29 protein-coding genes are annotated in these 26586 nt (G+C 61.8%); 20 read left to right on the forward strand and 9 right to left on the reverse strand.

Going from position 1 to position 26586, the window contains the following annotated elements; translation table 11 throughout:
* Nucleotides 1–120: 120 nt before the first annotated feature.
* Nucleotides 121–813, reverse strand: a complete 693-nt coding sequence (locus AOA60_RS00150) for an alpha/beta family hydrolase (RefSeq protein WP_099582655.1) — start codon at nt 811–813, stop codon at nt 121–123.
* Between the two features lie 79 nt (nt 814–892).
* On the opposite strand from AOA60_RS00150, the gene ccoN (AOA60_RS00155) reads away from it, so the two are divergent.
* From ccoN (AOA60_RS00155) to hemN, 16 genes are all read left to right on the forward strand, one after another.
* Nucleotides 893–2317: a cytochrome-c oxidase, cbb3-type subunit I gene (gene ccoN, locus AOA60_RS00155; RefSeq protein WP_099582656.1), complete on the forward strand. Its 1425-nt coding sequence runs from the start codon at nt 893–895 to the stop codon at nt 2315–2317.
* A 10-nt stretch (nt 2318–2327) separates the two neighbouring features.
* Nucleotides 2328–2936, forward strand: a complete 609-nt coding sequence (gene ccoO, locus AOA60_RS00160) for a cytochrome-c oxidase, cbb3-type subunit II (RefSeq protein ID WP_099582657.1) — start codon at nt 2328–2330, stop codon at nt 2934–2936.
* 3 nt (nt 2937–2939) lie between these two features.
* A complete protein-coding gene (locus tag AOA60_RS00165) occupies nt 2940–3140 on the forward strand; it encodes a cbb3-type cytochrome c oxidase subunit 3 (protein WP_099582658.1) in 201 nt (66 codons plus the stop codon).
* The gene (ccoP, locus tag AOA60_RS00170; protein ID WP_099582659.1) at nt 3137–4084 is read left to right on the forward strand and encodes a cytochrome-c oxidase, cbb3-type subunit III; all 948 of its coding nucleotides are present in this window, start codon (nt 3137–3139) and stop codon (nt 4082–4084) included. The genes AOA60_RS00165 and ccoP (AOA60_RS00170) overlap by 4 nt, the downstream gene beginning before the upstream one ends.
* A gap of 354 nt (nt 4085–4438) precedes the next feature.
* The gene (gene ccoN / locus AOA60_RS00175) at nt 4439–5881 is read left to right on the forward strand and encodes a cytochrome-c oxidase, cbb3-type subunit I (protein WP_099582660.1); all 1443 of its coding nucleotides are present in this window, start codon (nt 4439–4441) and stop codon (nt 5879–5881) included.
* Nucleotides 5881–6489 carry a cytochrome-c oxidase, cbb3-type subunit II gene (ccoO, locus tag AOA60_RS00180; protein WP_003193167.1) on the forward strand — a complete coding sequence of 203 codons (609 nt, stop codon included), beginning with the start codon at nt 5881–5883 and terminating at the stop codon, nt 6487–6489. Before ccoN (AOA60_RS00175) ends, ccoO (AOA60_RS00180) begins: the two co-directional genes overlap by 1 nt.
* A gap of 5 nt (nt 6490–6494) precedes the next feature.
* Nucleotides 6495–6680, forward strand: coding sequence for a CcoQ/FixQ family Cbb3-type cytochrome c oxidase assembly chaperone (locus tag AOA60_RS00185; protein WP_003175465.1), 186 nt, complete (start codon nt 6495–6497; stop codon nt 6678–6680).
* Nucleotides 6677–7654 (forward strand): cytochrome-c oxidase, cbb3-type subunit III, encoded by a 978-nt coding sequence (gene ccoP, locus AOA60_RS00190; protein ID WP_099582661.1) that lies wholly within the window; start codon nt 6677–6679, stop codon nt 7652–7654. The genes AOA60_RS00185 and ccoP (AOA60_RS00190) overlap by 4 nt, the downstream gene beginning before the upstream one ends.
* A gap of 163 nt (nt 7655–7817) precedes the next feature.
* Complete coding sequence (locus tag AOA60_RS00195) at nt 7818–8072, forward strand: type II toxin-antitoxin system Phd/YefM family antitoxin (protein WP_099582662.1); 255 nt, start codon at nt 7818–7820, stop codon at nt 8070–8072.
* Nucleotides 8072–8482, forward strand: coding sequence for a type II toxin-antitoxin system VapC family toxin (locus AOA60_RS00200; protein ID WP_099582663.1), 411 nt, complete (start codon nt 8072–8074; stop codon nt 8480–8482). The genes AOA60_RS00195 and AOA60_RS00200 overlap by 1 nt, the downstream gene beginning before the upstream one ends.
* A 207-nt stretch (nt 8483–8689) precedes the next feature.
* Nucleotides 8690–10105 (forward strand): cytochrome c oxidase accessory protein CcoG, encoded by a 1416-nt coding sequence (gene ccoG / locus AOA60_RS00205; RefSeq protein WP_099582664.1) that lies wholly within the window; start codon nt 8690–8692, stop codon nt 10103–10105.
* A 15-nt stretch (nt 10106–10120) separates the two neighbouring features.
* On the forward strand, nt 10121–10660 hold the full coding sequence (locus tag AOA60_RS00210) for a FixH family protein (protein ID WP_099582665.1): 540 nt from the start codon (nt 10121–10123) through the stop codon (nt 10658–10660).
* 134 nt (nt 10661–10794) lie between these two features.
* Nucleotides 10795–13245: a heavy metal translocating P-type ATPase gene (locus AOA60_RS00215; protein ID WP_099582666.1), complete on the forward strand. Its 2451-nt coding sequence runs from the start codon at nt 10795–10797 to the stop codon at nt 13243–13245.
* A gap of 22 nt (nt 13246–13267) precedes the next feature.
* A complete protein-coding gene (ccoS, locus tag AOA60_RS00220; RefSeq protein ID WP_099582667.1) occupies nt 13268–13480 on the forward strand; it encodes a cbb3-type cytochrome oxidase assembly protein CcoS in 213 nt (70 codons plus the stop codon).
* On the forward strand, nt 13473–14156 hold the full coding sequence (locus AOA60_RS00225; protein WP_099582668.1) for a sulfite exporter TauE/SafE family protein: 684 nt from the start codon (nt 13473–13475) through the stop codon (nt 14154–14156). Before ccoS ends, AOA60_RS00225 begins: the two co-directional genes overlap by 8 nt.
* Before the next feature lie 102 nt (nt 14157–14258).
* On the forward strand, nt 14259–15641 hold the full coding sequence (gene hemN / locus AOA60_RS00230; protein WP_099582669.1) for an oxygen-independent coproporphyrinogen III oxidase: 1383 nt from the start codon (nt 14259–14261) through the stop codon (nt 15639–15641).
* On the opposite strand, the gene AOA60_RS00235 is transcribed toward hemN, so the two are convergent.
* Entirely contained in the window at nt 15642–16109 is a 468-nt protein-coding gene (locus AOA60_RS00235; RefSeq protein WP_099582670.1) for a hypothetical protein, read from the reverse strand. It lies immediately after the preceding gene.
* Between the two features lie 151 nt (nt 16110–16260).
* On the opposite strand from AOA60_RS00235, the gene fnr reads away from it, so the two are divergent.
* Both fnr and AOA60_RS00245 read left to right on the forward strand, forming a co-directional pair.
* Nucleotides 16261–16995: a fumarate/nitrate reduction transcriptional regulator Fnr gene (fnr, locus tag AOA60_RS00240; RefSeq protein ID WP_099582671.1), complete on the forward strand. Its 735-nt coding sequence runs from the start codon at nt 16261–16263 to the stop codon at nt 16993–16995.
* A gap of 79 nt (nt 16996–17074) precedes the next feature.
* A complete protein-coding gene (locus AOA60_RS00245) occupies nt 17075–17623 on the forward strand; it encodes an adenine phosphoribosyltransferase (RefSeq protein ID WP_099582672.1) in 549 nt (182 codons plus the stop codon).
* Nucleotides 17624–17782: 159 nt separating this feature from the next.
* On the opposite strand, the gene recR is transcribed toward AOA60_RS00245, so the two are convergent.
* From recR to dnaX, 4 genes are all read right to left on the reverse strand, one after another.
* Nucleotides 17783–18385: a recombination mediator RecR gene (gene recR, locus AOA60_RS00250; protein ID WP_032887656.1), complete on the reverse strand. Its 603-nt coding sequence runs from the start codon at nt 18383–18385 to the stop codon at nt 17783–17785.
* 65 nt (nt 18386–18450) lie between these two features.
* Nucleotides 18451–19485, reverse strand: coding sequence for an NADP-dependent oxidoreductase (locus AOA60_RS00255; RefSeq protein WP_099582673.1), 1035 nt, complete (start codon nt 19483–19485; stop codon nt 18451–18453).
* Between the two features lie 144 nt (nt 19486–19629).
* Nucleotides 19630–19968 (reverse strand): YbaB/EbfC family nucleoid-associated protein, encoded by a 339-nt coding sequence (locus AOA60_RS00260; protein ID WP_099582674.1) that lies wholly within the window; start codon nt 19966–19968, stop codon nt 19630–19632.
* Between the two features lie 44 nt (nt 19969–20012).
* On the reverse strand, nt 20013–22073 hold the full coding sequence (gene dnaX, locus AOA60_RS00265; RefSeq protein WP_099582675.1) for a DNA polymerase III subunit gamma/tau: 2061 nt from the start codon (nt 22071–22073) through the stop codon (nt 20013–20015).
* Nucleotides 22074–22206: 133 nt separating this feature from the next.
* Here dnaX and AOA60_RS00270 point away from each other — a divergent pair, with 133 nt between their 5' ends.
* A complete protein-coding gene (locus tag AOA60_RS00270; protein ID WP_099582676.1) occupies nt 22207–22965 on the forward strand; it encodes an ABC transporter substrate-binding protein in 759 nt (252 codons plus the stop codon).
* Here AOA60_RS00270 and AOA60_RS00275 read toward each other — a convergent pair.
* On the reverse strand, nt 22916–23815 hold the full coding sequence (locus AOA60_RS00275; protein WP_099582677.1) for a DMT family transporter: 900 nt from the start codon (nt 23813–23815) through the stop codon (nt 22916–22918). The genes AOA60_RS00270 and AOA60_RS00275 overlap by 50 nt on opposite strands.
* 102 nt (nt 23816–23917) lie before the next feature.
* Between AOA60_RS00275 and AOA60_RS00280 the strand changes: the two genes are divergently transcribed.
* Entirely contained in the window at nt 23918–24781 is an 864-nt protein-coding gene (locus tag AOA60_RS00280) for a LysR family transcriptional regulator (RefSeq protein ID WP_099582678.1), read from the forward strand.
* A 6-nt stretch (nt 24782–24787) separates the two neighbouring features.
* Here the strand turns inward: AOA60_RS00280 and AOA60_RS00285 are convergent, their stop codons facing one another.
* Nucleotides 24788–25378, reverse strand: a complete 591-nt coding sequence (locus tag AOA60_RS00285) for a hypothetical protein (RefSeq protein WP_099582679.1) — start codon at nt 25376–25378, stop codon at nt 24788–24790.
* Between the two features lies 1 nt (nt 25379).
* Nucleotides 25380–26426: an N-acetylmuramidase family protein gene (locus tag AOA60_RS00290; protein ID WP_099582680.1), complete on the reverse strand. Its 1047-nt coding sequence runs from the start codon at nt 26424–26426 to the stop codon at nt 25380–25382.
* Between the last annotated feature and the right edge of the window lie 160 nt (nt 26427–26586).

A 26586-nucleotide genomic window follows, 5' to 3' on the forward strand; every position in this document is an offset into this window, starting at 1 on the left:
TCTGAAAAAACGCGGTGGCTTTGATGGGGCTGCTTCGCAGCCCAGCGCGGGACAAGCCCGCTCACCACAACAGCCCAGTTGCCATAGATTCAGTGTAGATACCTATGCCCCGATAAGGCCCTAACAGCCGCCGAGAAACCCGGCAACTTGCACCGCCGCAGCCTCCAGATGCTGCTCGTGACTGAACCCCGACGCCTTCAACGGCTTCAAGTCATGATCTCCCGCCACCAACCAAATCACCTCGATGCTCGGTGACAGCACATACCCCTCCACCGCCGCCCGATTGCCCAACGCATCGCGCTCTCCCTGCACGATCAGCGTCGGCGTTTTCAGCCCCGCCAAATGTTCGACCCGTGGTTTTTCCGGCTTGCCCACGGCATAGAACGGATAGCCCAGGCACACCAGCCCTTCTGCGCCCAGTTCATCGGCCAACAAACTGGCCATGCGCCCGCCCATGGACTTGCCGCCAATAGCCAGCGCCCCAGCGACATGACGTCGCACCTCGGCATATACCTCGCGCCAGGCTTCCAGCAGTTTCGGTGCCGGGTTCGGCGGGCGTTTGCCGCCGTCCAACCGGCGTTGGGCCATGTAGGGAAACTCGAAGCGCAGCACGTTGACGCCATGCCCGGCAAGGCGTGCAGCCATGTCGTTCATGAAGGATGAGTCCATCGGCGCACCGGCGCCGTGGGCCAGGATCAGCGTCACCGGCGGACGCGCGATAGACCCTTTCGCCCCATCCCACAACCAGCCGCGTTCCCGCACACACTGCGCCCATTGATCCCCGTCAATACTGGCCTTGTGCTCTTTGCCCATGCTTGCCTCGCTATTTAGTCTGCCTATAACTCCAGCCCAAGTGCCGCACTTGCTTGGGTTGAACCGTGGATGGGGAACCATGAACACTACTTTAAGTACCGCCTATAACTACAAGGTGGTCCGCCAATTCGCCATTATGACGGTGGTGTGGGGCATCGTCGGCATGGGGCTCGGGGTTTTTCTCGCCGCCCAATTGGTTTGGCCCGCGCTCAACTTCGATTTGCCCTGGACCAGCTTTGGCCGTTTGCGCCCACTGCACACCAACGCGGTGATCTTCGCCTTCGGCGGCTGCGCGCTGTTTGCCAGCTCGTTCTATTCGGTGCAACGCACCTGCCAGACTCAACTGTTCGCGCCGAAAATCGCCGCGTTCTGCTTCTGGGGCTGGCAACTGGTCATCCTGCTGGCCGCGATCACCTTGCCGCTGGGCTACACCAGTTCCAAGGAATACGCCGAGCTGGAATGGCCGATCGACATCCTGATCACCATTGTCTGGGTGGCCTACGCCATCGTGTTCTTCGGCACGGTAATGAAGCGCAACACCAAGCATATCTATGTCGGCAACTGGTTCTTCGGTGCGTTCATCATCACCGTGGCGATTCTGCATATCGTCAACAACCTGGAAATCCCGGTCAGCCTGACCAAGTCCTACAGCCTCTACGGCGGTGCGACGGATGCCATGGTGCAGTGGTGGTATGGGCACAACGCGGTAGGCTTTTTCCTCACCGCTGGCTTCTTGGGGATGATGTACTACTTTGTGCCCAAGCAGGCCGAACGTCCGGTGTATTCCTATCGCTTGTCCATTGTGCACTTCTGGGCGCTGATCACCCTGTACATCTGGGCCGGCCCGCACCACTTGCACTACACCGCGCTGCCGGACTGGGCACAGTCCCTGGGCATGGTGATGTCGCTGGTACTGCTGGCACCGAGCTGGGGCGGCATGATCAACGGCATGATGACCCTGTCGGGCGCCTGGCATAAGTTGCGCAGCGACCCGATCCTGCGTTTTCTCGTGGTCTCCCTGGCGTTCTACGGCATGTCAACCTTCGAAGGCCCGATGATGGCAATCAAGACCGTCAACGCCCTCTCCCACTACACCGACTGGACCATCGGCCACGTACATGCCGGCGCTCTCGGTTGGGTGGCGATGATTTCCATCGGCGCGCTGTACCACATGATCCCGAAAATCTTCGGTCGCGAGCAGATGTACAGCCTCGGCCTGATCAACGCGCACTTCTGGCTGGCCACCATCGGCACCGTGCTCTACATCGCCTCGATGTGGGTCAACGGCATTGCCCAAGGCCTGATGTGGCGGGCGATCAACGAAGACGGCACCTTGACCTACTCCTTCGTCGAAACCCTGGTGGCCAGTCACCCAGGCTTCATCGTGCGGCTGGTGGGCGGTGCGGTGTTCCTCAGCGGCATGTTCCTGATGGCTTACAACACCTGGCGCACCGTGCGTTCGCCGCAGCCAGTCGAAGCCACTACCACTGCGCAGTTGGCCTGAGGAGTCTGTGATGAAACACGAAACGATTGAAAAGAACGTCGGCCTGCTGATGCTGCTCATGGTGCTTGCTGTGAGCATCGGCGGCCTGACCCAGATCGTCCCGCTGTTCTTCCAGGATGTGACCAACAAGCCGGTGGAAGGCATGAAACCCTACACCGCGCTGCAACTGGAAGGCCGCGACATCTACATCCGCGAAGGCTGTGTGCAGTGTCACTCGCAGATGATCCGCCCGTTCCGCGCCGAAACCGAACGCTACGGCCACTACTCCGTGGCGGGCGAGAGCGTGTGGGATCACCCGTTCCTGTGGGGCTCCAAGCGCACCGGTCCGGACCTGGCACGCGTCGGCGCCCGCTACTCGGACGACTGGCACCGCGCGCATTTGTACAACCCGCGCAACGTGGTGCCCGAGTCGAAAATGCCGGCCTACCCGTGGCTGGTCACGGCCCAGGTCGACAGCAGCCACACCGAGACCAAGTTGAAGGTGATGCGCACCCTCGGCGTGCCGTACACCGACGACGACATCACTGCTGCGGTCGCCAGCCTCAAGGGCAAGACCGAGATGGACGCGCTGGTTTCATACCTGCAAGTGCTCGGCACTGCCATCAAGAGCAAGAGGTGAGCCATGGGATTTGAATTCGATGCGGGCACCATCCGCGGCCTTGGCACGCTGGTCGTCGCCATTGCCTTTATCGGCCTGTCGCTGTGGGTGTTCAACAACCGGCGCAATGAGGAATTCGAGCAGGCGCGCCTGCTGCCCTTCGCCGATGAACCTTCTCCATCCGACGCTCAAGAAGCGCCTGCAACAAGGAGCAACCGGCCATGACCCTATTCTGGAGTACATGGATCTGCGTACTGACCCTCGGCAGCCTGATCGGCCTGACTTGGCTGTTGATCGGCACCCGCAAGGGCGAGACCAAAGGCAGCGTGGACCAGACCATGGGCCACGCCTTCGATGGCATCGAGGAATACGACAACCCGCTGCCCCAGTGGTGGTTCATGCTGTTCGCCGGCACTCTGGTGTTCGCGGTCGGCTACCTGGTCCTCTACCCCGGCCTGGGCAACTGGAAAGGCGTGCTGCCGGGTTATGAAGACGGCTGGACGTCGGCCAAGGAATGGGACAAGGAAATGGCCAAGGCCGACACCAGGTTCGGGCCGATCTTCGCCAAATTCTCGGCCATGCCCGTGGAAGAAGTGGCCAAGGACCCGCAGGCGCTGAAGATGGGCGGTCGCCTGTTCGCCTCCAACTGCGCGGTGTGCCACGGCTCGGATGCCAAGGGCGCGTTCGGCTTCCCCAACCTGGCGGACAACATCTGGCGCTGGGGCGGTTCGGCTGAGGCGATCAAGACCACCATCCTGAACGGTCGCCACGCGGCGATGCCGGCCTGGGGTGAGATGCTGGGTGATGACGGTGTGAAGAACGTTGCTGCCTATGTCCGCCACGATTTGGCCAAGTTGCCGCTGCCGGCCAACAGCACTGCCGACCTGGATGCGGGCAAAGCCGCGTTCAACACCACTTGCGTGGCGTGCCACGGGCCGGAAGGCCACGGCATGGAAGTCATGGGGGCGCCGAACCTGACGCTGCCAGGCGGCTATATCTACGGCACCAGCCTGGCGCAGTTGCAACAGACCATTCGCCATGGCCGTCAAGGCCAGATGCCGGCGCAGGAAGTGCTGCAAGGCAATGACAAGGTGCATCTGCTGGCCGCCTACGTGTACAGCCTGTCCCACAACGCTGATGGCGCAACGCCAGAAAGCCAACCTCAATAACTGTTACTTGTGGAGAGGGTGCTTGCTCCCTCTCCACAGTGACCGAGCCGTGTGACCGAGTGTCACACCCTTCCAAAGCACAACTTTCCCCCCTCGCCATTCGGGTCTACGCTTGACCCACAGCGGACCGATTCCGGCGTACGCAACGGCTAGCGTTGCGACCCCGTAAATTTCCTGTCCACTCGATCAGCTTTCGATTTCTGATTTTGTCCTTACGCCAAACATGGAAAGGGCGCAGAATCTGGCGTTGAACGCATTGATCCAGGTCAGCCATTGCGTTGCAATGGCCCCTCGCTTTCTACATACTTGCGGCCGATTTTACCTATAAAAAAACCTAAACCGTGGAACCTTAGAATGAGCACAGCAATCAGTCCGACTGCTTATAACTATAAGGTAGTCCGCCAGTTCGCCATCATGACGGTGGTCTGGGGGATCCTTGGCATGGGGCTCGGGGTGTTCATCGCCTCGCAACTGGTTTGGCCGGAATTGAATTTCGACTTGCCATGGACGACCTTCGGTCGCCTGCGCCCGCTGCACACCAACCTGGTGATTTTCGCCTTCGGCGGATGTGCCTTGTTTGCCACCTCCTACTATGTCGTGCAACGCACCTGCCAGACGCGACTGATCTCCGACGGCCTCGCCGCCTTTACCTTCTGGGGTTGGCAAGCAGTCATCGTCGGCGCCATCGTCAGCCTGCCGCTGGGCTACACCACCACCAAGGAATACGCCGAGCTGGAATGGCCGATCGCCATTTTGCTGGCGATTGTGTGGGTGACCTACGGTGCGGTGTTCTTCGGCACCATCGTCAAGCGCAAGACCAAGCACATCTACGTGGGCAACTGGTTCTACGGTGCATTCATCGTGGTCACGGCGATGCTGCACATCGTCAACCACGCATCGTTGCCGGTCAGCCTGTTCAAGTCCTACTCGGCCTATGCCGGTGCGACGGATGCGATGATCCAGTGGTGGTACGGGCACAACGCCGTAGGTTTTTTCCTGACCACGGGTTTTCTGGGGATGATGTACTACTTCGTGCCGAAACAGGCCGAACGTCCTATTTACTCCTACCGCTTGTCCATCGTGCATTTCTGGGCGCTGATCACCCTGTACATCTGGGCCGGTCCGCACCATTTGCACTACACCGCGCTCCCGGACTGGGCGCAGTCCCTGGGCATGGCGATGTCGATCATCCTGCTGGCGCCAAGCTGGGGCGGCATGATCAACGGCATGATGACCCTCTCGGGCGCCTGGCATAAATTGCGCACCGACCCGATCCTGCGTTTCCTCGTGGTCTCCCTGGCGTTCTACGGCATGTCGACCTTCGAAGGGCCGATGATGGCGATCAAGACCGTCAACTCGCTGTCCCACTACACCGACTGGACCATCGGCCACGTACACGCCGGCGCCCTCGGTTGGGTGGCGATGATCTCCATCGGCGCGCTGTACCACATGATCCCCAAACTGTTCGGCCGTGCGCAGATGCACAGCGTCGGGCTGATCAACACGCACTTCTGGCTGGCCACCATCGGCACCGTGCTCTACATCGCCTCGATGTGGGTCAACGGCATCACCCAAGGCCTGATGTGGCGTGCGATCAACGATGACGGCACCCTCACCTACTCCTTCGTCGAAGCGCTGCAAGCCAGCCATCCGGGCTACATCGTCCGCGCCCTGGGCGGTGCGTTCTTTGCCACCGGCATGCTGTTCATGGCCTACAACGTCTGGCGCACCGTGCGTGCCTCCGACCCGGTGCAAGCCGAAGCCGCCGCCCAGATCGCCGTTGTGGGAGCCCACTGATGAAGCATGAAGTAGTCGAGAAGAACATCGGCCTGCTGGCCTTCTTCATGGTCATCGCCGTGAGTATCGGCGGCCTGACCCAAATCGTTCCGCTGTTTTTCCAGGACGTGACCAACAAGCCGGTCGAAGGCATGAAGCCGCGCACCGCCCTTGAACTGGAAGGCCGCGACGTCTACATCGCCAACGGCTGCGTGGGCTGCCACTCGCAGATGATCCGCCCGTTCCGCGCCGAAACCGAACGCTACGGCCACTACTCGGTGGCCGGTGAAAGCGTGTGGGACCACCCGTTCCTGTGGGGCTCCAAGCGCACCGGCCCGGACCTGGCCCGCGTGGGCGGGCGTTACTCCGACGACTGGCAGCGTGCGCACTTGTACAACCCGCGCAACGTGGTGCCTGAGTCGAAAATGCCGGCGTACCCGTTCCTCGTGGAAAACAAGCTCGACGGCAAGGACACCGCGAAGAAGATGGAAGTCTTGCGCACCCTGGGCGTGCCGTACACCGACGAAGACATCGCCGGTGCAGCCGCAGCCGTGAAGGGTAAGACCGAAATGGACGCATTGGTGGCCTACCTGCAAGGCCTTGGCACCATCATCAAAAGCAAACGGTGACCTACATGGATATCGGGATGATTCGTGGCCTGGGCACCGTTGTGGTGATGGTGGCCTTTATCGGCCTGGCGTTGTGGGTGTTCAGCCCCAAGCGCAAGTCGGAGTTTGAGGACGCGACCTTGCTGCCCTTTGCGGATGATCCCGAAGCCATCAAGCACGTCGAGCAAGCTTCTAGGAGTAACAAAGAATGACTACGTTCTGGAGTCTGTACGTCACAGTCCTCAGTCTGGGTACCATTTTCGCCCTGACCTGGCTTCTGCTGTCGACCCGCAAGGGCCAGCGCGCCGAGCAAACCGACGAGACTGTCGGCCACTCGTTCGATGGCATCGAGGAGTATGACAACCCGCTGCCCAAGTGGTGGTTCATGCTTTTCGTCGGCACCATCATCTTCGCCCTCGGCTACCTCGTGCTGTACCCCGGCCTGGGCAACTGGAAAGGCCTGCTGCCGGGCTACAACTACCTCGACAACGACAAGCAAACCCCCTTCGCCAACGGCCAGACCGGCTGGACCGGCGTGCACGAATGGGAAAAGGAAATGGCCAGGTCGGACGCCAAGTTCGGACCGATCTTCGCCAAGTTCGCCTCGATGCCGATTGAGGAAGTCGCCAAGGACCCGCAAGCCCTGAAGATGGGTGGCCGCCTGTTCGCCTCCAACTGCTCGGTGTGCCACGGTTCCGACGCCAAGGGCGCTTACGGTTTCCCCAACCTGACCGACGCCGACTGGCGTTGGGGTGGCGAGCCGGCCACCATCAAGGAAACCATCATGAAGGGCCGCCATGCCGTGATGCCGGGCTGGTTGCCAGTCATTCATGAAGAAGGCGTCAGCGACGTGGCCGCCTACGTGGTCACCCAACTTGACGGTCGCAAGCTGCCGGAGGGTGTGAAGGCCGACGTGGCCAACGGCGAAAAACTCTTTGCCGCCAACTGCGTGGCCTGCCACGGCCCGGCCGGCAAAGGCACCCCGGCGATGGGTGCGCCAGACCTGACCCACCCCGGCGCCTTCATCTACGGTTCGAGCTACGCCCAACTGCAGCAGACCATCCGTTTCGGCCGTCAGGGCCAGATGCCGGCGCAGGAACAACTGCAAGGCAATGACAAGGTGCACCTGCTCGCGGCGTATGTTTACAGTTTGTCCCATGGGGACAAGAAGGCCGAGGAACAGTAAAGGCCTCGGACACAACCGAGCCCCGCCTGGCGAACGCTGGCGGGGCTTTGTTATTTCTGCAGCCTGGGCCAGGACCTGGGCGACCGTTGATAACCCCGGGTTGTGGTCCCTGCTGACTAAGTAGTAACGTACCTACATTGCATCTGATAAAGGGGGTTCCCCCATGACCATCACCACTATTTCCAGCCGCGAATTCAATCAAGACACAAGCGGTGCCAAAAAAGCGGCCCGGCAAGGGCCGGTTTTCATCACCGATCGCGGCAAACCTGCCCATGTACTGCTAAGCATTGAGGACTACCAGAAATTGACAGGTCTCAACGCCGACATCGTGGACCTGCTGGTGATGCCGGAAGCGGCCGATATGGAATTCGAAACCGAACGTGCCGTGATCACTCATCGACCCGTGGACCTCTCTTGATGTATCTACTCGACACCAACGTGATCTCTGAACTTCGTAAACCCCAGGCGGATGCGAATGTCGTGGCCTGGGCAAAAAGTGTCATCGCGTCCCACCTGTTTATTTCAGCGATTACGTTGAAGGAATTGGAAACCGGAGTGCTGCGCATTGAGCGCCGCGACCCCACGCAAGGGAAGGTACTGCGCACCTGGCTCAAGCGGCATGTGATGCCCGCGTTCGATGCCCGGATCCTGCCAATCGACGCCGCCGTCGCCTTACGTTGTGCGCGCCTGCATGTACCCGACCGCGCCAATGAAAGTGACGCACTGATCGCTGCGACCGCCCTGGTCCATGGGCTCACGGTGGTCACGCGCAACGTCAGCGATTTCAAATCCAGCGGTGTCCCGCTGATTAATCCGTGGGACGAATGACCGTCCCACTCGCAAAAACCGACCATACTTGCCAAGTCAATTGATCCAGATCACGTACACCATCAATTGATTTCTCCCAACGCGACCAAAGGTCGCACCCTTTGCGCCGCATCGGGGGCGTATCATTACGCCACTGCAAGACCCCTAATTTGACCCCGGTTGGCACGTACTGGCCGAGGCAAATCTCCACCGCCGTGGGATGCAATGATGAGCGACCAAATACCGGTACATGACGTTACCCCGCCTGCCAAACACTCGACCACCACCGTCGATCTCTATGCCCCGCGCGAGAAAATCTACACCCGCGCGTTCACCGGCCTGTTCCGCAATTTGCGCATGCTCGGCGGCGCTGCGTTGTTCCTGCTCTACTTCGGCACGGTGTGGCTGAACTGGGGTGGTCACCAGGCCGTATGGTGGAACCTGCCGGAGCGCAAGTTCTTCATTTTTGGTGCGACCTTCTGGCCCCAGGACTTCATTCTGCTGTCGGGCATTCTGATCGTCGCCGCGTTTGGCCTGTTCTTTATCACGGTGTACGCCGGCCGCGTGTGGTGTGGTTATACCTGCCCGCAAAGCGTGTGGACGTGGATCTTCATGTGGTGCGAAAAAGTCACCGAAGGCGACCGTAACCAACGCATCAAACTGGATAAGGCGCCGATGGGCGCCAACAAGTTCCTGCGTAAATTCAGCAAGCACAGCCTGTGGCTGCTGATCGGCTTTACTACCGGCATGACCTTCGTTGGCTACTTCTCGCCGATTCGCGAACTGGTGTTCGACTTCTTCACCGGCCAGGCCGACGGCTGGTCGTATTTCTGGGTCGGCTTCTTCACCCTCGCCACCTATGGCAACGCCGGCTGGCTGCGCGAACAGGTGTGCATCTACATGTGTCCGTACGCGCGCTTCCAGAGCGTGATGTTCGACAAAGACACCCTGATCGTCTCCTACGACCCACGCCGTGGCGAACTGCGTGGCCCGCGTAAAAAAGGGATCGACTACAAGGCCCAGGGCCTGGGCGATTGCATCGACTGCACAATGTGCGTGCAAGTGTGCCCCACCGGCATCGACATCCGCGACGGCCTGCAGATCGAGTGCATCGGTTGCGCCGCGTGCATCGACGCCTGCGACAACATCATGGACAAGATGGAGTACCCGCGCGGCCTGATCAGCTACACCACCGAACACAATCTGTCCGGGCAAAAAACCCATAAGCTGCGCCCACGCCTGATCGGTTACGCCTTGGTGTTGCTGGCGATGATCAGCCTGTTGGCCGCTGCGTTTTTCATGCGCTCGCTGGTGGGCTTCGACGTGAGCAAGGACCGCGTGCTCTACCGCGAGAACGCCGAAGGCCGCATCGAAAACGTCTACAGCCTGAAGATCATGAACAAGGACCAACGAGACCACACCTACGTGCTCGACGCCGCCGGCCTGCCCGACCTCAAGCTGCAAGGCCGCCGCGAAATCAAGGTGGCGGCCGGCGATATCGTCAGCATGCCGGTGGAGCTGTCGAGTGCGCCGGAACAACTGCCATCGAGCACCAACGAGGTGAAGTTCATCCTCACCGATGCCGATGACGCCAGCGTCCACATTGAAGCCAAGAGCCGATTCATCGGCCCACAAGTCCGATAAAGAGAGAACGGAACGATGCCCCTAGCCACTGCCGCAAGCCCTTGGTACAAGCACCTCTGGCCCTGGATCATCATCGGCATCCTCGCCTGCTCGGTGACCTTGACCTTGTCCATGGTGACCATCGCGGTGAACAACCCGGACAACCTGGTCAACGACAACTACTACGAGGCCGGCAAAGGCATCAACCGCTCCCTCGACCGCGAACGCCTGGCCCAGACCCTGCAACTGCGGGCCAAGCTGCACCTGGATGAACTGACCGGCGAAGTCGAACTGAACCTCACCGGCTACAGCAACCCGAACACCCTGGAACTGAACCTGATCTCCCCGACCCAGCCGGAGAAGGACCGCAAGATCAACCTGGCCCGCAGCGACAGCGAACCTGGCCGCTACATCGGCCAAGTCACCGACAAAGTCGAAGGCCGCCGCTTCGTGGAACTGCTCGGCGTGGAAGGCGACAAGACCTGGCGCCTGTTCGAAGAAGAAGAGGTCAGCCACGACAAGGACTTGCTGTTGGGGGATGAGCCGTTGCAGGGCGCCGAAGACCTGAAAAAATAAAGCCGCGCTTCGCGCATCGGGGGCAAGTCGAATCGTCGCACCGCCCCTCCCACATTTTGAATGTATTCACAGATCAAAGGTGGGAGGGGGCTTGCCCCCGATGAGGCCCTCCCAGCCAACCAAGATCCCTGACCATGACCAGCCCAACCCCCTGCTACCACTGCGCCCTGCCCGTCCCGCCCGGCAGCCGGTTCACCGCCGACATCCTCGGCGAGCGCCGCGAGCTCTGCTGCCCGGGCTGCCAGGCCGTAGCCGAAGCGATTGTGGCCGGCGGCCTGGAAAGCTACTACCAGCACCGCAGCGAAGCTTCGGCCAATCCCGAGTCGCTACCGGTGCAACTGGTGGACGAACTGGCGCTATACGACCGCGCCGATGTGCAAAAACCCTTCGTGCACCACCAGGGCGAACTGGCCGAAACCACCCTGCTGATGGAAGGCATCAGCTGCGCCGCCTGTGGCTGGCTGATCGAAAAACACCTGCGCAGCCTGCCCGCCGTGGCCGAGGCGCGGTTGAACCTGTCCAACCATCGCTTGCAGGTGCGCTGGGCCGACGGGCAACTGCCGTTGAGCCAGGTGCTCAGCGAATTGCGCCATATCGGCTATGCCGCCCACCCGTATCAAGCCGACCGCGCCGCCGAGCAACTGGCCAGCGAAAACCGCCTGGCCTTGCGCCAACTCGGCGTGGCCGGATTGCTGTGGTTTCAGGCGATGATGGCAACCATGGCCACCTGGCCCGAATTCAATATCGACCTGAGCCCGGAACTGCATGTGATCCTGCGCTGGGTGGCGATGTTTCTGACAACCCCCATCGTGTTCTACAGCTGTGCGCCGTTCTTCAAGGGCGCCATGCGTGACCTGCGCACGCGCCACCTGACCATGGACGTGTCGGTGTCCCTGGCCATTGGCGGGGCTTACCTGGCGGGTATCTGGACCGCGATCACGGGGGTCGGCGAGCTGTATTTCGATGCCGTGGGCATGTTTGCGCTGTTCCTGCTGGCCGGTCGCTACCTGGAGCGGCGCGCCCGCGAGCGCACAGCGGCGGCCACTGCCCAACTGGTCAACCTGCTGCCGGCTTCGTGCCTGCGCTTGAAAGGCGACGGCCAGAGCGAACGCATCCTGTTGAGCGAGCTGGCCCTGGGCGACTGCGTGCTGGTGCATCCGGGCGCGGTATTGCCAGCGGATGGCGTGATCCTCGACGGCCAGTCCAGCATCGATGAGTCCCTGCTCACTGGCGAATACCTGCCGCAACCGCGCCGGGTCGGCGACAGCGTCACCGCCGGCACCCTCAACGTCGAAGGCGCGCTGACCGTCGAAGTGCGCGCCCTCGGCCACGAGACACGCCTGTCCGCCATCGTGCGTCTGCTGGAGCGCGCCCAGGCCGAGAAACCGCGCCTGGCGCAAATCGCCGACCGCGCCGCGCAATGGTTTCTGCTGTGTTCGCTGATCGCCGCCGCATTGATCGGCCTGCTGTGGTGGGAGCTGGACTCATCACGGGCGTTCTGGATCGTGTTGGCCATGCTGGTAGCGACCTGCCCGTGTGCGTTGTCCCTGGCGACACCAACCGCCCTGACCGCCGCCACCGGCACCCTGCACAAACTCGGGCTGCTGCTGACCCGTGGGCATGTGCTGGAAGGCCTGAACCAGATCGACACGGTGATTTTCGACAAGACCGGCACCCTGACCGAAGGCCGCCTGGCCCTACGCGCCATCCGTCCCTTGGGCGAGCTGGGCAGCGACGATTGCCTGGGCCTCGCCGCCGCCCTGGAAAACCGCTCCGAACACCCGATTGCCCGCGCCTTTGGCCGTGCGCCATTGGCCGCTGACGAAGTACTCAGCACCCCCGGCCTGGGCCTGGAAGGTCGCGTGGGCGAGCGTCTGCTGCGTATCGGCCAGCCGGCGTTTGTCTGCGCACTCAGTGGCTGCCCGATCCCCGCCTCGCCGGACGATGCTGGGCAATGGCTGCTGCTCGGCGACCGCAGCGGCGCCCTCGCCTGGTTCGTGCTGGATGACCGCCTGCGCAGCGACGCCCCGGCGCTGCTCGCCGCGTGCAAGGCGCGCGGTTGGCGCACATTGCTGCTGTCCGGGGACAGTTCGCCGATGGTCGCCAGTGTCGCCCTTGAGTTGGGCATCGACGAAGCCCACGGCGGCCTGCGCCCCGACGACAAGCTGCAGGTGCTGCAACAGTTGCACAAGGAAGGCCGCAAGGTGCTGATGCTCGGCGATGGGGTCAACGACGTCCCCGTGCTCGCCGCCGCCGATATCAGCGTGGCCATGGGCTCGGCCACCGACCTGGCCAAGACCAGCGCCGATGCGGTGCTGCTCTCCAATCGCCTCGACGCCCTGGTGCAGGCCTTCAGCCTGGCGCGGCGCACTCGACGGGTGATTATTGAAAATCTGCTGTGGGCAGGACTATACAATGGCCTGATGTTGCCGTTTGCTGCCTTGGGCTGGATCACGCCAATCTGGGCGGCGGTCGGCATGTCCATCAGTTCGTTGACCGTGGTGCTCAACGCCCTGCGCCTGACTCGCCTGCCGAGCGCGCAGGCCGTCAGCGCGCCCTCAATCACCCGCCCGCTGCCCGTATGAGCCGCGCGGGCCTGGAGTGCAGATGCCAGCTTTATACGTGATGATTCCGGCGGCGCTGCTGATAGTGGCCATCGCCATCTACATCTTCTTCTGGGCCGTGGACAGCGGCCAGTACGACGACCTCGACGGCCCGGCCCACAGCGTGCTGTTCGACGACCAGGACCCGAACCACCTGGCCGCCATCGACGAAGCCAACGGCCCGGATCAACCGCCCAAAGACCCGCCTCATGCTTGAATTGGCGCCGCTGCTGGTCTCCGCGCTGATCCTCGGCCTGCTGGGCGGCGGCCATTGCCTGGGCATGTGCGGCGGGCTGATGGGCGCGCTGACCCTGGCGATTCCCAAGGAACAACGCAGCCGCCGGTTTCGCCTGCTGCTGGCGTACAACCTGGGGCGCATCCTCAGTTACGCCACGGCCGGGCTGTTGGTCGGCCTGGCCGGCTGGGCCGTGGCCAATAGCCCGGCGGCGATGTTCATGCGCGTGCTCGCCGGCTTACTGCTGATCTGCATGGGCCTGTACCTGGCGGGTTGGTGGAGCGGCCTTACCCGCATTGAAAGCCTCGGACGCGGCCTGTGGCGGCATATCCAGCCGGTTGCCACGCGCTTGCTGCCGGTGTCGAGCCTGCCCCGCGCTTTGCTGCTGGGCGCGCTCTGGGGCTGGTTGCCGTGCGGTTTGGTCTACAGCACCCTGCTGTGGGCCGCGAGCCAGGGCAATGCGCTGGACAGTGCACTGCTGATGCTCGCGTTCGGGCTGGGTACCTGGCCGGTGCTGCTGGCGACCGGGCTGGCAGCCGAGCGCGTTACCGCGTTATTGCGCAAACGCAGCGTGCGCATGGCCGGTGGCTTGCTGGTCATCGTGTTCGGGATCTGGACCTTGCCAGGACCGCACCAGCACTGGCTGATGGGCCATTGAATCGCCATGTGGCATAGCGCCGCTCCCCGTTGATGCAAATCAAGATGCCATCCCCGCCCCGCCCCTAGACTCGGCCCATTAGCCTATCCGGGGGACGCCCGCATGCTCGACGCCATTCGTTGGGACACCGATCTGATTCATCGCTACGACCTGGCGGGACCACGCTATACGTCCTACCCCACCGCCGTACAATTCGACAGCCAGGTCGGCACCTTCGACCTGCTCCACGCCCTGCGCGACAGTCGCAAGGCCGTGCGCCCCTTGTCGCTGTATGTGCATGTGCCGTTCTGCGCCAACATTTGCTACTACTGCGCCTGCAACAAGGTGATCACCAAGGACCGTGGCCGCGCCCAGGCGTACCTGCAACGCCTGGAGCAGGAAATCCAATTGGTGGCCTGCCACCTTGACCCGAAACAGCCGGTGGAACAGCTGCATTTCGGCGGCGGCACCCCGACGTTTCTCAGCCACGACGAACTGCGCCAGGTCATGGGCCGCCTGCGCCAGCATTTCCATTTGCTCGATGATGATTCCGGCGACTACGGCATCGAGATCGACCCACGCGAAGCCGACTGGGCCACCATGGGCCTGCTGCGTGAGCTGGGCTTCAACCGCGTCAGTATCGGCCTGCAAGACCTCGACCCCGAGGTACAGCGGGCGGTCAATCGCCTGCAAAGCCTGGAAGAGACCCGTGCGGTGATTGATGCGGCGCGCACCCTGCAGTTTCGCTCGATCAATATCGACCTGATCTACGGCCTGCCCAAGCAGACCCCGATCAACTTCGCGCGCACTGTGGAAGAGGTGATCAAACTGCAACCGGACCGCCTGTCGGTGTTCAACTATGCGCACCTGCCGGAGCGCTTCATGCCCCAGCGGCGCATCAACGGCGACGAGCTGCCGGCGCCGGCGGAAAAGTTGCTGATGCTGCAAACCACCATCGAGCAATTGACCCAGGCCGGCTATCGCTACATCGGCATGGACCACTTCGCGCTGCCGGATGACGAACTGGCCATCGCCCAGGAGGAAGGTACCCTGCAACGCAACTTCCAGGGCTACACCACCCACGGCCATTGCGACCTGATCGGCCTCGGTGTGTCGGCGATCAGCCAGATCGGCGACCTGTATTGCCAGAACAGCAGTGACCTCAACGGCTACCAGAACACCTTGGCCGGTGCGCAGTTGGCCACCAGCCGCGGCCTGGTCTGCACCACGGATGATCGGCTGAGGCGGGAGGGGATTCAGCAGTTGATCTGCACGTTCAGCCTGGCATTCGAACCCGTCGAACAGGCCTTCAACATTGATTTTCGTGGGTACTTCGACGAGATCTGGCCGCAACTTGAGGCCATGGCCGAGGACGGCCTGATCGAGCTCGACGCCCAAAGCATTCGGGTGCTGCCCGCCGGCCGCTTGCTGGTGCGCTCGGTGTGCATGGTGTTCGATGCCTACCTGGAGCACCAGAACAGGCAACGATTTTCACGGGTGATCTAGTTACATCGACAACGAAGCGGCCTTGAGGGCACCATCAGCGCTCATGCTTTTCATCGCCTTGAGCAGGGAGCCCTGGGAGGTCATCAACCCGGCCTGCAGCGAACTGATAGCGCCCTGGATGTTGTTGGTCTTAACCCGGGCCTGCTCCGGCGTCAGGCTATTGTCATTCGCGACCGCCTGAAGCTCAGCCATTTTCTCGGCGATCTGTTGCTTGAGCTTGCGGATCATTTTGAGGATCTGTTTAACGCTGTCGTCCAGGCCACTGCCATCAATATCGGAGTTGGCTTTACTCGCCACCGCCACCGCCTTGAACGCCGCGCCGGAAATCGTCACCTTCACGCCTTCCAGCACGTTGGTTTCGGCAGCGGGTGCAGCAGCCTGATCTTTTACGGCGGTTTCGGCCGCTGACTTCGCGCCCGACACTGTAGGAACTCGTATGGCAGGATTGTAGGCGGCGATGACAGACATCGTACGAGCTCCGGCGTATGGGAATGCCCTTGTATCGGCATCGGTACAAAAAGCTTTATACCGCTGCCGGTTTTTTGTACAGGCTGGCCTGACCGCACCCCAGTGCGTTACCCTTACGTCTTATGTGTGTTTTCCCACAAGGATTTAAGAAATGTCCGAGCCAGTCAAACTGCGCGCTCACAGCCAGGCTCACTGCAAGGATTGCAGCCTGGCCCCCCTCTGCCTGCCACTTTCGCTGAATCTGGAAGACATGGATGCGCTGGACGACATCGTTAAACGCGGGCGCCCGCTGAAAAAAGGCGAGTTTCTGTTTCGCCAGGGCGACAGGTTCGACTCCGTCTATGCAGTACGTTCGGGCGCGCTGAAGACCTTCAGCCTGAGCGACAACGGCGAAGAGCAGATCACCGGTTTCCACCTGCCTAGCGAACTGGTGGGTTTGTCGGGCATGGACACCGAGATGCATCCCGTGTCTGCCCAGGCGCTGGAAACTACGTCGGTGTGCGAAATCCCCTTCGAACGCCTGGATGAACTGGCCATACAGTTGCCTCAACTGCGCCGTCAGCTGATGCGCGTGATGAGCCGCGAAATCCGTGACGATCAGCAGATGATGCTGCTGCTTTCGAAGAAAACCGCCGACGAGCGCATCGCGACATTCCTGGTCAACCTCTCGGCGCGATTCCGGGCCCGTGGTTTCTCGGCCAACCAGTTCCGCCTGAGCATGTCGCGCAATGAAATCGGCAACTACCTGGGCCTGGCGGTGGAAACCGTGTCTCGCGTGTTCACCCGTTTCCAGCAGAACGAGTTGATTGCCGCCGAAGGCAAGGAAGTGCACATCCTCGACCCGATCCAGCTGTGCGCGCTGGCGGGTGGTTCTCTAGAGGGCTGATACAGACACTTGCGGCCGGGCCATTTGGCAAGGCCGCAGGTATACTTCGGGTCCGTTTTCCTCCCAGGACTCTTCGACGATGACCTTCGATTCGTTCGACATCAAATCCCTGATCCGCCCCGTCATCGACTTCCCCAAGCCTGGGGTGATCTTCCGTGACATCACGCCGCTGTTCCAGTCGCCCAAGGCCCTGCGCCTGGTGGCCGACACCTTTGCCCATCGCTATGTCGAAGCCGAGTTCTCCCACATCGGCGCAATGGATGCCCGCGGCTTCCTGATCGGCTCGATCATCGCCTATCAACTGAACAAACCACTGATCCTGTTCCGCAAGCAAGGCAAGCTGCCGGCGGACGTGCTGGCCGAGGGTTACCAGACCGAATATGGCGAAGCCTTCCTGGAAGTGCACGCCGACAGCCTGTGCGAAGGCGACTCGGTGTTGATGTTCGATGACCTGATCGCCACGGGCGGCACCCTGATTGCCGCGGCGAACCTGGTGCGACGCATGGGCGCGAAGATTTTTGAAGCGGCAGCGATTATTGATTTGCCGGAGCTGGGTGGCTCGCAGCGGTTGGAAGACATGGGGATTCCGACGTTTTGCCTGACGCAGTTTGCGTTGACTGAAAGGTAGTGGTTGTCGGCGCGGGCCCCATCGGGGGCAAGCCCCCTCCCACCTTTGATCTGTGAATACATTCAACATGTGGGAGGGGGCTTGCCCCCGATGCAGTGTCTCAGTCAAAGAATGTGTTGACTGACTGAGACACCCACATTTTCAGCCCTGCGCTGATCGTCAGAGGGCGATGGGCTTGCGACCGGCAAAGGAGTGGGCCAGGGTGCCGCCATCCACCAATTCCAGCTCGCCCCCCAGCGGAACGCCATGGGCGATACGCGAAGTGATCAGGCCTTTGTTGCTCAGCAGTTGAGCGATGTAATGGGCGGTGGCTTCGCCTTCCACGGTCGGGTTGGTGGCCAGGATCACCTCGGTAAAGGTGCCCTGCTCTTCAATCCGCGCTACCAGTTGCGGAATGCCGATGGCTTCCGGGCCCAGGCCGTCGAGCGGCGACAGGTGCCCCTTGAGCACAAAGTAGCGCCCGCGATAGCCGGTCTGCTCCACCGCGTAGACGTCCATCGGGCCTTCCACCACGCACAGCAACGTGTCGTCGCGGCGCGGGTCGGCGCATTGCGGGCAGAGGTCTTCTTCGGTGAGGGTGCGGCACTGGCGGCAGTGGCCGACGCCCGTCATGGCCTGGCTCAGGGCCTGGGCCAACCGGGTGCCGCCGCTGCGATCACGCTCCAGCAGTTGCAGCGCCATGCGCTGGGCGGTTTTCTGGCCGACGCCCGGCAACGTGCGCAGGGCGTCGATCAGTTGGCGAATCAGGGGGCTGAAGCTCATGGGCATTGGTCCGACAAAACAACGAGACGCGGTTTATACCCGCGCCCCGGATTAGCGTCAAATCCTCAATCCTGCGCGACCCGCACCACCAACTTGCCGAAGTTGCGCCCTTCAAGCAGACCGATAAAGGCTTCGGGCGCCTGCTCCAGGCCATCGACCACGTCCTCGCGGAACTTGATCTTGCCATCACGCACCCAAGGCGCCATGGCACTGAGGAACTCGGGCTGGCGATCACCGTAGTCGTCGAACACGATAAAGCCCTGGATGCGTACCCGCTTGGTCAGCAAGGTGCGTTGCAGCGCCGGCAGGCGATCAGGGCCGCTGGGGGCTTCATGGGCGTTGTAGCCGGCAATCAGGCCGCACAGGGGAATGCGCGCCTTGGGGTTGAGCAAGGGCAGCACGGCGTCGAATACCTTGCCGCCGACGTTCTCGAAATAGATGTCCACGCCCTTGAAGCAGGCCTGGGCCAGTTGATCGGCGAAGTCTGCGCTCTTGTGGTCGATACAGGCATCGAAGCCCAGCTCGTCCACCACATAGCGGCACTTGTCGGCGCCGCCCGCAATACCGATCACACGCAAGCCCTTGAGCTTGGCCACCTGCCCCACTACCGAGCCGACCGCACCGGATGCCGCAGCCACCACCAAGGTTTCGCCGGCCTTGGGCTGGCCGATGTCCATCAGGCCCATGTAGGCGGTCATGCCGGGCATGCCCAGCACACCAAGTGCCATGGATGGGCTCGCCAGCCCCTTGGGCACCGGAATGAGGTTGCGGCCGTCGGAAATGCTGTGGCTCTGCCAACCCGTGGCGCCGACCACCAGATCACCCACTTCGAATTTTGGATTACGCGACTGCTCGATACGGCTGACAGCACCACCGGTCATCACCTCGTCGATTTCCACCGGTGCGGCATAGGAAGGTGCGTCGCTCATGCGTCCGCGCATGTAGGGATCGAGGGACAGGTAGAGGGTCTTGAGCAGGACCTGGCCGTCCGCCAGCTCCGGCAGGCTCACGCGTTCCAGGCGAAAGTTTTCCGGAGTGGGCGCGCCTTGGGGCCGCGAGACCAGCACGATGCGCTGGTTCAGGGTGAGTTCTTGAGGCATCAGGGGGCTCCTTATCGAATTGATCGGTATAGGGTGCAGACCATCGGTGCCGTGCCAGGGTTCGATCGGGGTTTGATTGAAAGCGGCACAAACAAAAATGCCAGGCACTGGGCCTGGCATTGGAGTCTAGCTAACGCTGGATAATCAGAACGGCATCTTCATGCCCGGCGGCAGTTGCATGCCGGCGGTCGCGGCGCCCATTTTTTCCTGGCTGTTGGCTTCGATCTTGCGCACGGCGTCGTTGACGGCCGCGGCGAACAGCGCTTCAAGCATTTCCAGGTCATCTTCACCCACGCCCGGCAGCACGCTTGGGTCGATGCTCACCCGTTTGATGTCGTGACGACCGGTCATCACCACGCTGACCATATCGCCACCGGCTTTACCGGTGACTTCGGCGTTGGCCAGTTCTTCCTGCATCTTGGCCATCTTTTCCTGCATCTGCTGCGCCTGCTTCATCAGGCCGGCCATGCCACCTTTCATCATGGGAATCACCTCAAAAGTACGTGGATCAAGTTAGTAGCCCGGTGTCATGACGCTTGGGGCACCGGGGCTTCGACAGGTTCAATAGTATCGTGACGGACGACCGCCCCAAACTGTTGCATCATTTGCTGGATGAGCGGGTCTGCGTGGATCGAATCCTCAGCCTCGCGCTGACGGTTGATACGCCGGCGGGTCGCGGCCTGGGCCGGGGTTTCCTGCTCGGGCTTGATCAACTCGATGGCGATGGTCAGCGTGCGCCCATGGTACTGGTTCAGCGCATCGTTGAGGCGACGCTGCTGGGTCGCGTTGAACAGGGCGCTGTGGGCCGGGTCCAGGTGCAACAGCCAGTGGTCGCCATCAATGGAAATCAGTGTGCAGTTGGCGGCGATGCTGCCGGTCATGCCGGAGATCGGCAGTTTCGGGAACAGTTCCAGCCATTGCAACGCCAGGCCGGTGGCCGGGGCTGCGGCAGGCTCTGCTTCGGGCTCGGGGGCCGGCTCGGCAGTGTGTTCGCTGGCAAGGTCGTCCAGGTAGCTGTAGGCCGAATCCATGTCCGGCTCGATGTAGTCTTCATCAAGCGGCGGCTCGTCGTCGAGGTCGATGCCTGGGGTTGCGGCTTCAACCTGAGCGACGGTCGGCTCAGGGACCGGTGCGGACACCCACTCCGGGGCATCCGGCACCACGCTGTCCGGCGTTGGCGCGGGCATCGGGGTCAATTCGGGCTGCTCGCCAGTGGTTTCCAGTACAGGCTCCACGGCGGGCTGCTGCTCGGGCTCGGCTTCGGCCTCCACCGGGTCGTTCCAGGGCAGATCGACCACGGGCGCAGGTTCCGGCTCCACCACCGGTGCCGGCTCGACCACTGGCGCGACCACAACGGGCTCAGGCTCAGGAACCTGCGCAACAGGCGCAGGGGCCGCGACCACTGGCGCAACCACCGCCGCGCCAGCCACTGGTTTGGCGGAATCAACTGTGGCCTGGCTGATCCCCACTGGCTTTAGCGGCTGTCTCGGCGCGTCGGCCGTATCGGCGGGCCGGAAGGCCAGCATCCGCAGCAAGACCATCTCAAAGCCACCGCGAGGGTCCGGCGCCAGGGGCAGGTCGCGACGGCCGATCAGGCCCATCTGGTAGTAGAACTGAACATCTTCGGCCGGCAACGCCTGAGCCAGACCCAACACGCGGTCGCGGTCGCCATGGCCGTTGTCGACACCTTCAGGCAAGGCCTGGGCGATGGCAACGCGGTGCAGCACATTGAGGATTTCCGAGAGCACGCCGTTCCAGTCCGGGCCTTGCTCGGAGAGGTGGCGCACGGCTTCGAGCAAGGCCTTGGCGTCACCTTCGATCAGGGCGTGCAGCACATCGAACACCTGGCCATGGTCGAGGGTGCCGAGCATGGCGCGCACATCGGCAGCCATGACCTTGCCTTCACCAAAGGCGATGGCCTGGTCGGTGAGGCTCATGGCATCACGCATCGAGCCATCGGCGGCGCGGCCGAGCAGCCACAACGCGTCGTCTTCGAACGGTACGTTCTCGACGCCCAGCACGTGGGTCAAATGCTCGACCACACGCTCGGGGGTCATGTTTTTCAGGGAGAACTGCAGGCACCGCGACAGAATCGTTGCGGGAAGTTTCTGCGGGTCGGTGGTGGCCAGGATGAATTTGACGTAGGGCGGCGGCTCTTCCAGGGTTTTCAACAGCGCGTTGAAGGAATGGCTGGACAGCATGTGCACTTCGTCGATCAGGTAGACCTTGAAGCGGCCGCGGCTCGGCGCGTACTGCACATTGTCGAGCAGTTCGCGGGTGTCTTCGACCTTGGTGCGACTCGCGGCGTCGATTTCGATCAGGTCGACAAAACGCCCTTCGTCGATTTCCCGGCACACCGAGCAAGTCCCGCAGGGCGTCGAAGTGATACCGGTTTCACAGTTCAGGCATTTGGCGATGATGCGCGCAATGGTGGTCTTGCCCACCCCGCGCGTACCGGTGAACAGGTACGCGTGGTGCAGCCGTTGGCTGTCCAAGGCATTGATCAGAGCCTTGAGCACATGGGTCTGGCCGACCATTTCGCGGAACGAGCGCGGACGCCATTTACGTGCAAGAACCTGATAACTCATCGAAAACCGTCGCAACTGGGAAGCGGAAGCCGGTAATGCTAGCGGAGCAAGGGGGAAATTGCATCCGGCACGCTCGCCTAATCTGACTAAGCTGTCCTGACTGGCCCCTCAAAGGCCTGAACCCGGAGAGTGTATGCGCGTAGTCCTGGGCGCTTTATGGATGATGACCACGGCCTGCCTGGCGGCGCCTGCACCGTTGCGTTTCTCGGTTTCCGACAGTTGGGCGATGCCCATGGTGCAGTTGGAGAACGGTCGGCCAACCCAGGGTATTTTGTATGACGTGATGTTGAGCCTGGCCACCCAGGTCGGCCACCCGGCGCAGTTCAAGGTGCTGGCCCGGGCACGCATCGCAGCCGCCATGGAACACGGCGAGGTTGATGTGCGCTGTTATGTCACCCAGGCGTGGGTCGATAATTTTTCCGGCAATTACATCTGGAGCCTGCCGCTGATGGTGCAGCGCAACGTACTGGTGAGCACGCACATCCCAGTGCAGGCGGTGTCCCTCACCCAGTTGGCGCCCCAGGCCATCGGCACGGTGCTCAATTACCGCTACGCCACCCTCGACCCGCTGTTTGCCAGCGGCCAACTCACCCGCGACGATGCCCGCAGTGAAGAGCAGGTGCTGCACAAGCTGGTGGCCGGGCGCTTCAAGTATGCGGTTATCAATGAGTGGATCCTGGACCGGTTCAACCAGAACATGCCCGTCGGCCGACGGCTGCACAAAGTGGTGGTGATCGACGAGCAAAACCTGGGCTGCATCGTGCGCAATGACCCGGACGTGCCGGTGCAGAGGATTTTGCGCACGTTGTTGCAGATGAAGATGTCGGGGGAGATCGACGACATTATCCAGTTGTATACCGGACAGCCCGCCTCCAGCGCCCTTCCAGACTGATGGCGGCCACACTGGCCAGCACCATCACCCCACCGAGCACCACCTGCCGTGCAATCTGTTCACCCAGCAGCGTTGCGGCCATCACCATCGCCACCGGCGGAATCAGGTACATCGCCACCGATGCGCGGCTCACCTCGACATACTTGAGCACATAGCCCCAGGCCAGGTAGGCCAGGGCGCTGGGGAAAATACCCAGCACCAGCACCGCCAGGTTCTCCGGCAACGGCGCTCGCACAACGGCCGCCGGCAAGCCAGGCAAATTGACGCAAAGCATCAGGGTGCCCACCCACACCATGTAGCACGCCAGGGTCAGCGGGCTGTAGCGAAGGGCGTAGTGCTTCTGAATGGCGAAATACACGCTCCACGACAACGCCGCCAGCAGGATCAGCAATCCCCGCGCGTCGATATCACCTACGCCCTGGTCGCCCCAGATCACCACCAGCACACCGAACAACCCCGAGAGTACGCAGCCCCAACGCCAGGCGCTGACCCGCTCCTTCAAGCAGAAAAACGCGATCAGCACGCTGAACAAGGGCGCCGACTGCGCCAATACACTGGACGCCGCCGCCGTCACCCATTGCTGCCCGGCATTGAGGCTCATGTGGTGCAAGAAAACGCCGAAAAAACCCAGTACCAACAACCACGGTACATCCCGCAGGCGCGGCCGACCGATACCGACCACCAGCGCCACACCGCCCATGAACACCGAGGCAATCAGAAACCGCAGCAACGCCAGATGACCGGGGCTGTAGCTGTGCAAGCCCATGTGCACACCAATCGGCGAATAGGCCCAACAGAGGATCACGCTGGCGATGACTAGCGTAAGCTTCACGGGTGACGGGGTGTTCATCGATGGCGTCCAGAAACTAAGAAGGAATGCCATCAGTCTTGGCCCCGGCATGCCGTAGGACAATTAAGTGTTTCTGACTTCTGAAATCAGCGGAACTGAGCAATGGAACTGGCCCAACTGAAAATGGTGCGAGCCGTCGCGCAAACCGGCAGCGTGGCCCAGGCGGCCGTGCAACTGCACTGCGTGCCGTCCAACATCACCACACGCATCAAGCAGTTGGAAAGCGAGTTGGGCACGCCGCTGTTTATCCGTGCCGGGCGTGGGTTGGCCATCAGCGCGGCCGGCGAAATTTTCCTGGACTACTGCGAACGCATTCTCGCGTTGGTGGAGGAGTCCAAGCGCGCGGTGGACGCCAATGCCATCCCCCGTGGCACCTTGCGCATCGGCGCCGTGGAGTCCAGCGCGAGCGGCCGCCTGCCACCGCTGCTGGCGGAATACCATCGACGCTACCCGGATGTCAGCCTGGAACTGGTGACCGGCGCCTGGGCTCAGTTACTCGACGATCTGCAACACCATCGCCTGGATGTGGCACTGGTGGCCGCCAGCAACAAGCGCTCCAAACTTGAACACAGCGTGGTCTACAGCGAACGCCTGGTGCTGATCGCCAGCGCGTCCAGCGCGCCGATCCACAGTGCCGAAGACCTGGCGGGCCGTACCCTGCTGGTGTGGCCATCGGGCTGCCCTTACCGGGCGGCGCTGGAAAACTGGCTCAAGCCCCACGACGTCAAGCCGGCCATCGCCAGTTATGCCAGCTGGGGCACGATTATCGGCTGCGTGAGTGCGGGAATTGGCGTGGCGCTGGCACCGGAAGGCATCCTGGCCCGCTATGAGCAGGCCAATCAATTGGCGTCCTATCGGTTTGACGAACTGCAGGCCGTGGACAACCTGCTGTTCTGGCACAAGGACACCCAGCGCCACTTGGCGCGGGATGCGTTTGCGGGGCTGTTGCGCGAAACGTTCGGCTGATGGAGATCAGCTTTTGGGTGCAGCCAACCGCGCGTACTGATCCTGACTGATCCAGCCCTTGAACGAGCGGTCGTCAGCATTGATGAACTCAACCTGGGCCCAGCCATCCTTGAACGCCAGCACACCGACCACATCGTTCTTGACGATATAAGGACGCTTGGCCACCTTGGCGCCCGGTGTTTTCTGCAAGTAAGCCTTGTCGGCAGATACGGTGACCAGACCGATCCACTGCTTGCTGGCGGTCTGGGTCAGGTCCAGGCCCGTGGCGATCTCCGGCATCAGGACGTTGATGCAGCCGGGATGCTGACGGCCTTCCTCCACGGTCAGGGTCACGCCGTCGGACGACGGCGCCACGCTGCCAGGGTAGGCGTCGTCGAGCCAGGTGGTGAGCGCGCCGGGCTTGCCTTGCAGGTAGAACGCACAACTGCGTGTTACGCCCTCACCCATTGATTCTGCGTAGAAACCTTCGACCTGATGTTCCGGCGTCACCGCCAGCATCAGCCCTTCGTACTTGCCCGAATGCAGCGCGGCCGAACCGGCCATGGCTGGCGCCACAGCGCACAACGACAACACACCTATCGCGAGTAAACGGATCATCCTATTTTTTCCCTTCAAGTTTTTCGTAGGCTTTTTGCATAAGGACGTCGTAGTTGCCGTAGTCCTCACCGTTATAGTTACGCGCCATGCCGGTAAAGTCTTTGGCCTTCATGGCTTTCATCAACGCAGGGCTTTTGCTGCAAAAACCGAGGAATGCCTTTAGTTGATTGCCGGCATTGACCTTTAATGCCGCCGAAAACTCAAACACCGTCTTGTAACCGCACGACGCAAAGTTGAAGCCCATGATCTGGAACATGCCCCACGAAGCCGACATCAAGGCGGCTTCCTGGTCCAGGGCAAATGCGGTGGCCATGGTTTCCCAAGCCTTGGCCTGGTCCTTGTTGTTCGCCTGCCACTGCGGCCCGGCCTTTTTCTTGTAGGGGTAGGACAGCAGCGGGTGCGCCTGGTCGTAGATGTGCTTGGTGTATTTGCGAAACAGGTGCCCTTCAAAGGCGATCACCGGCAACTTGGCCGGCCCGAAGCCGGAGCGCCCGCCCGACTCCACGGTTGCGAACGCCTTGATGATATTCACCGAAATACCGCTGCCCAGTTGCGTGGCGGCGTTCTGGAAGTCCGTTTCGCTGAGGGTCATGCCCCCGTCGCACGTGGCCTGGAGCATCAATTGCCGGTTACGCCGCTCGGCCTCGATCATCGCGCGCATGCGGTCCAGGTACACGTTGACCGTGGCCTGCACCGCATCGCCCTGATTGTTGCCGAACACGTTGAGAAAAGTCGGGATGCGCATGCTCGGAAAGGCCTTCACCGGCACTTTCACCGCTTCTTCGATCAGGCTGTTGAAGGTGCGGCCGGTGGGGTCGATCACGCCATCAGGGTGGGCGTACTTGAGATGACGGAATTGATACTGGCTGATGCACTGCACCAACTGGCCGTCGCACTTGCCGTTTTCAGCCAGCGGGAACCCCATCTTGGGAATGATCAAATTGAATAAATACTGGATGCACTGAACATCGGCAGGCAAGTTTCGGGCTTTACCGGCCGCACCTACCGACGCAGTGATAAGACGGGGTAACCCTTGCAGGCTTTTCATCACAGACATCCTTGTTAGTTAAAGAAGTGATAGCACTTCAATATCAAATCAGTACCCTTGTCACACTCTGAAACAAGTGGCCGGCGCAAACTAACAAGGCGGTCTGGGGTTGTCCAGAGAGGGTTTGGAAAGTTGTGAAACAGCCGTCATCGACCGCGCA

The sequence above is a fragment of the Pseudomonas sp. 2822-17 genome (genome assembly GCF_002742485.1).
GTDB lineage: Bacteria > Pseudomonadota > Gammaproteobacteria > Pseudomonadales > Pseudomonadaceae > Aquipseudomonas > Aquipseudomonas cyclaminis.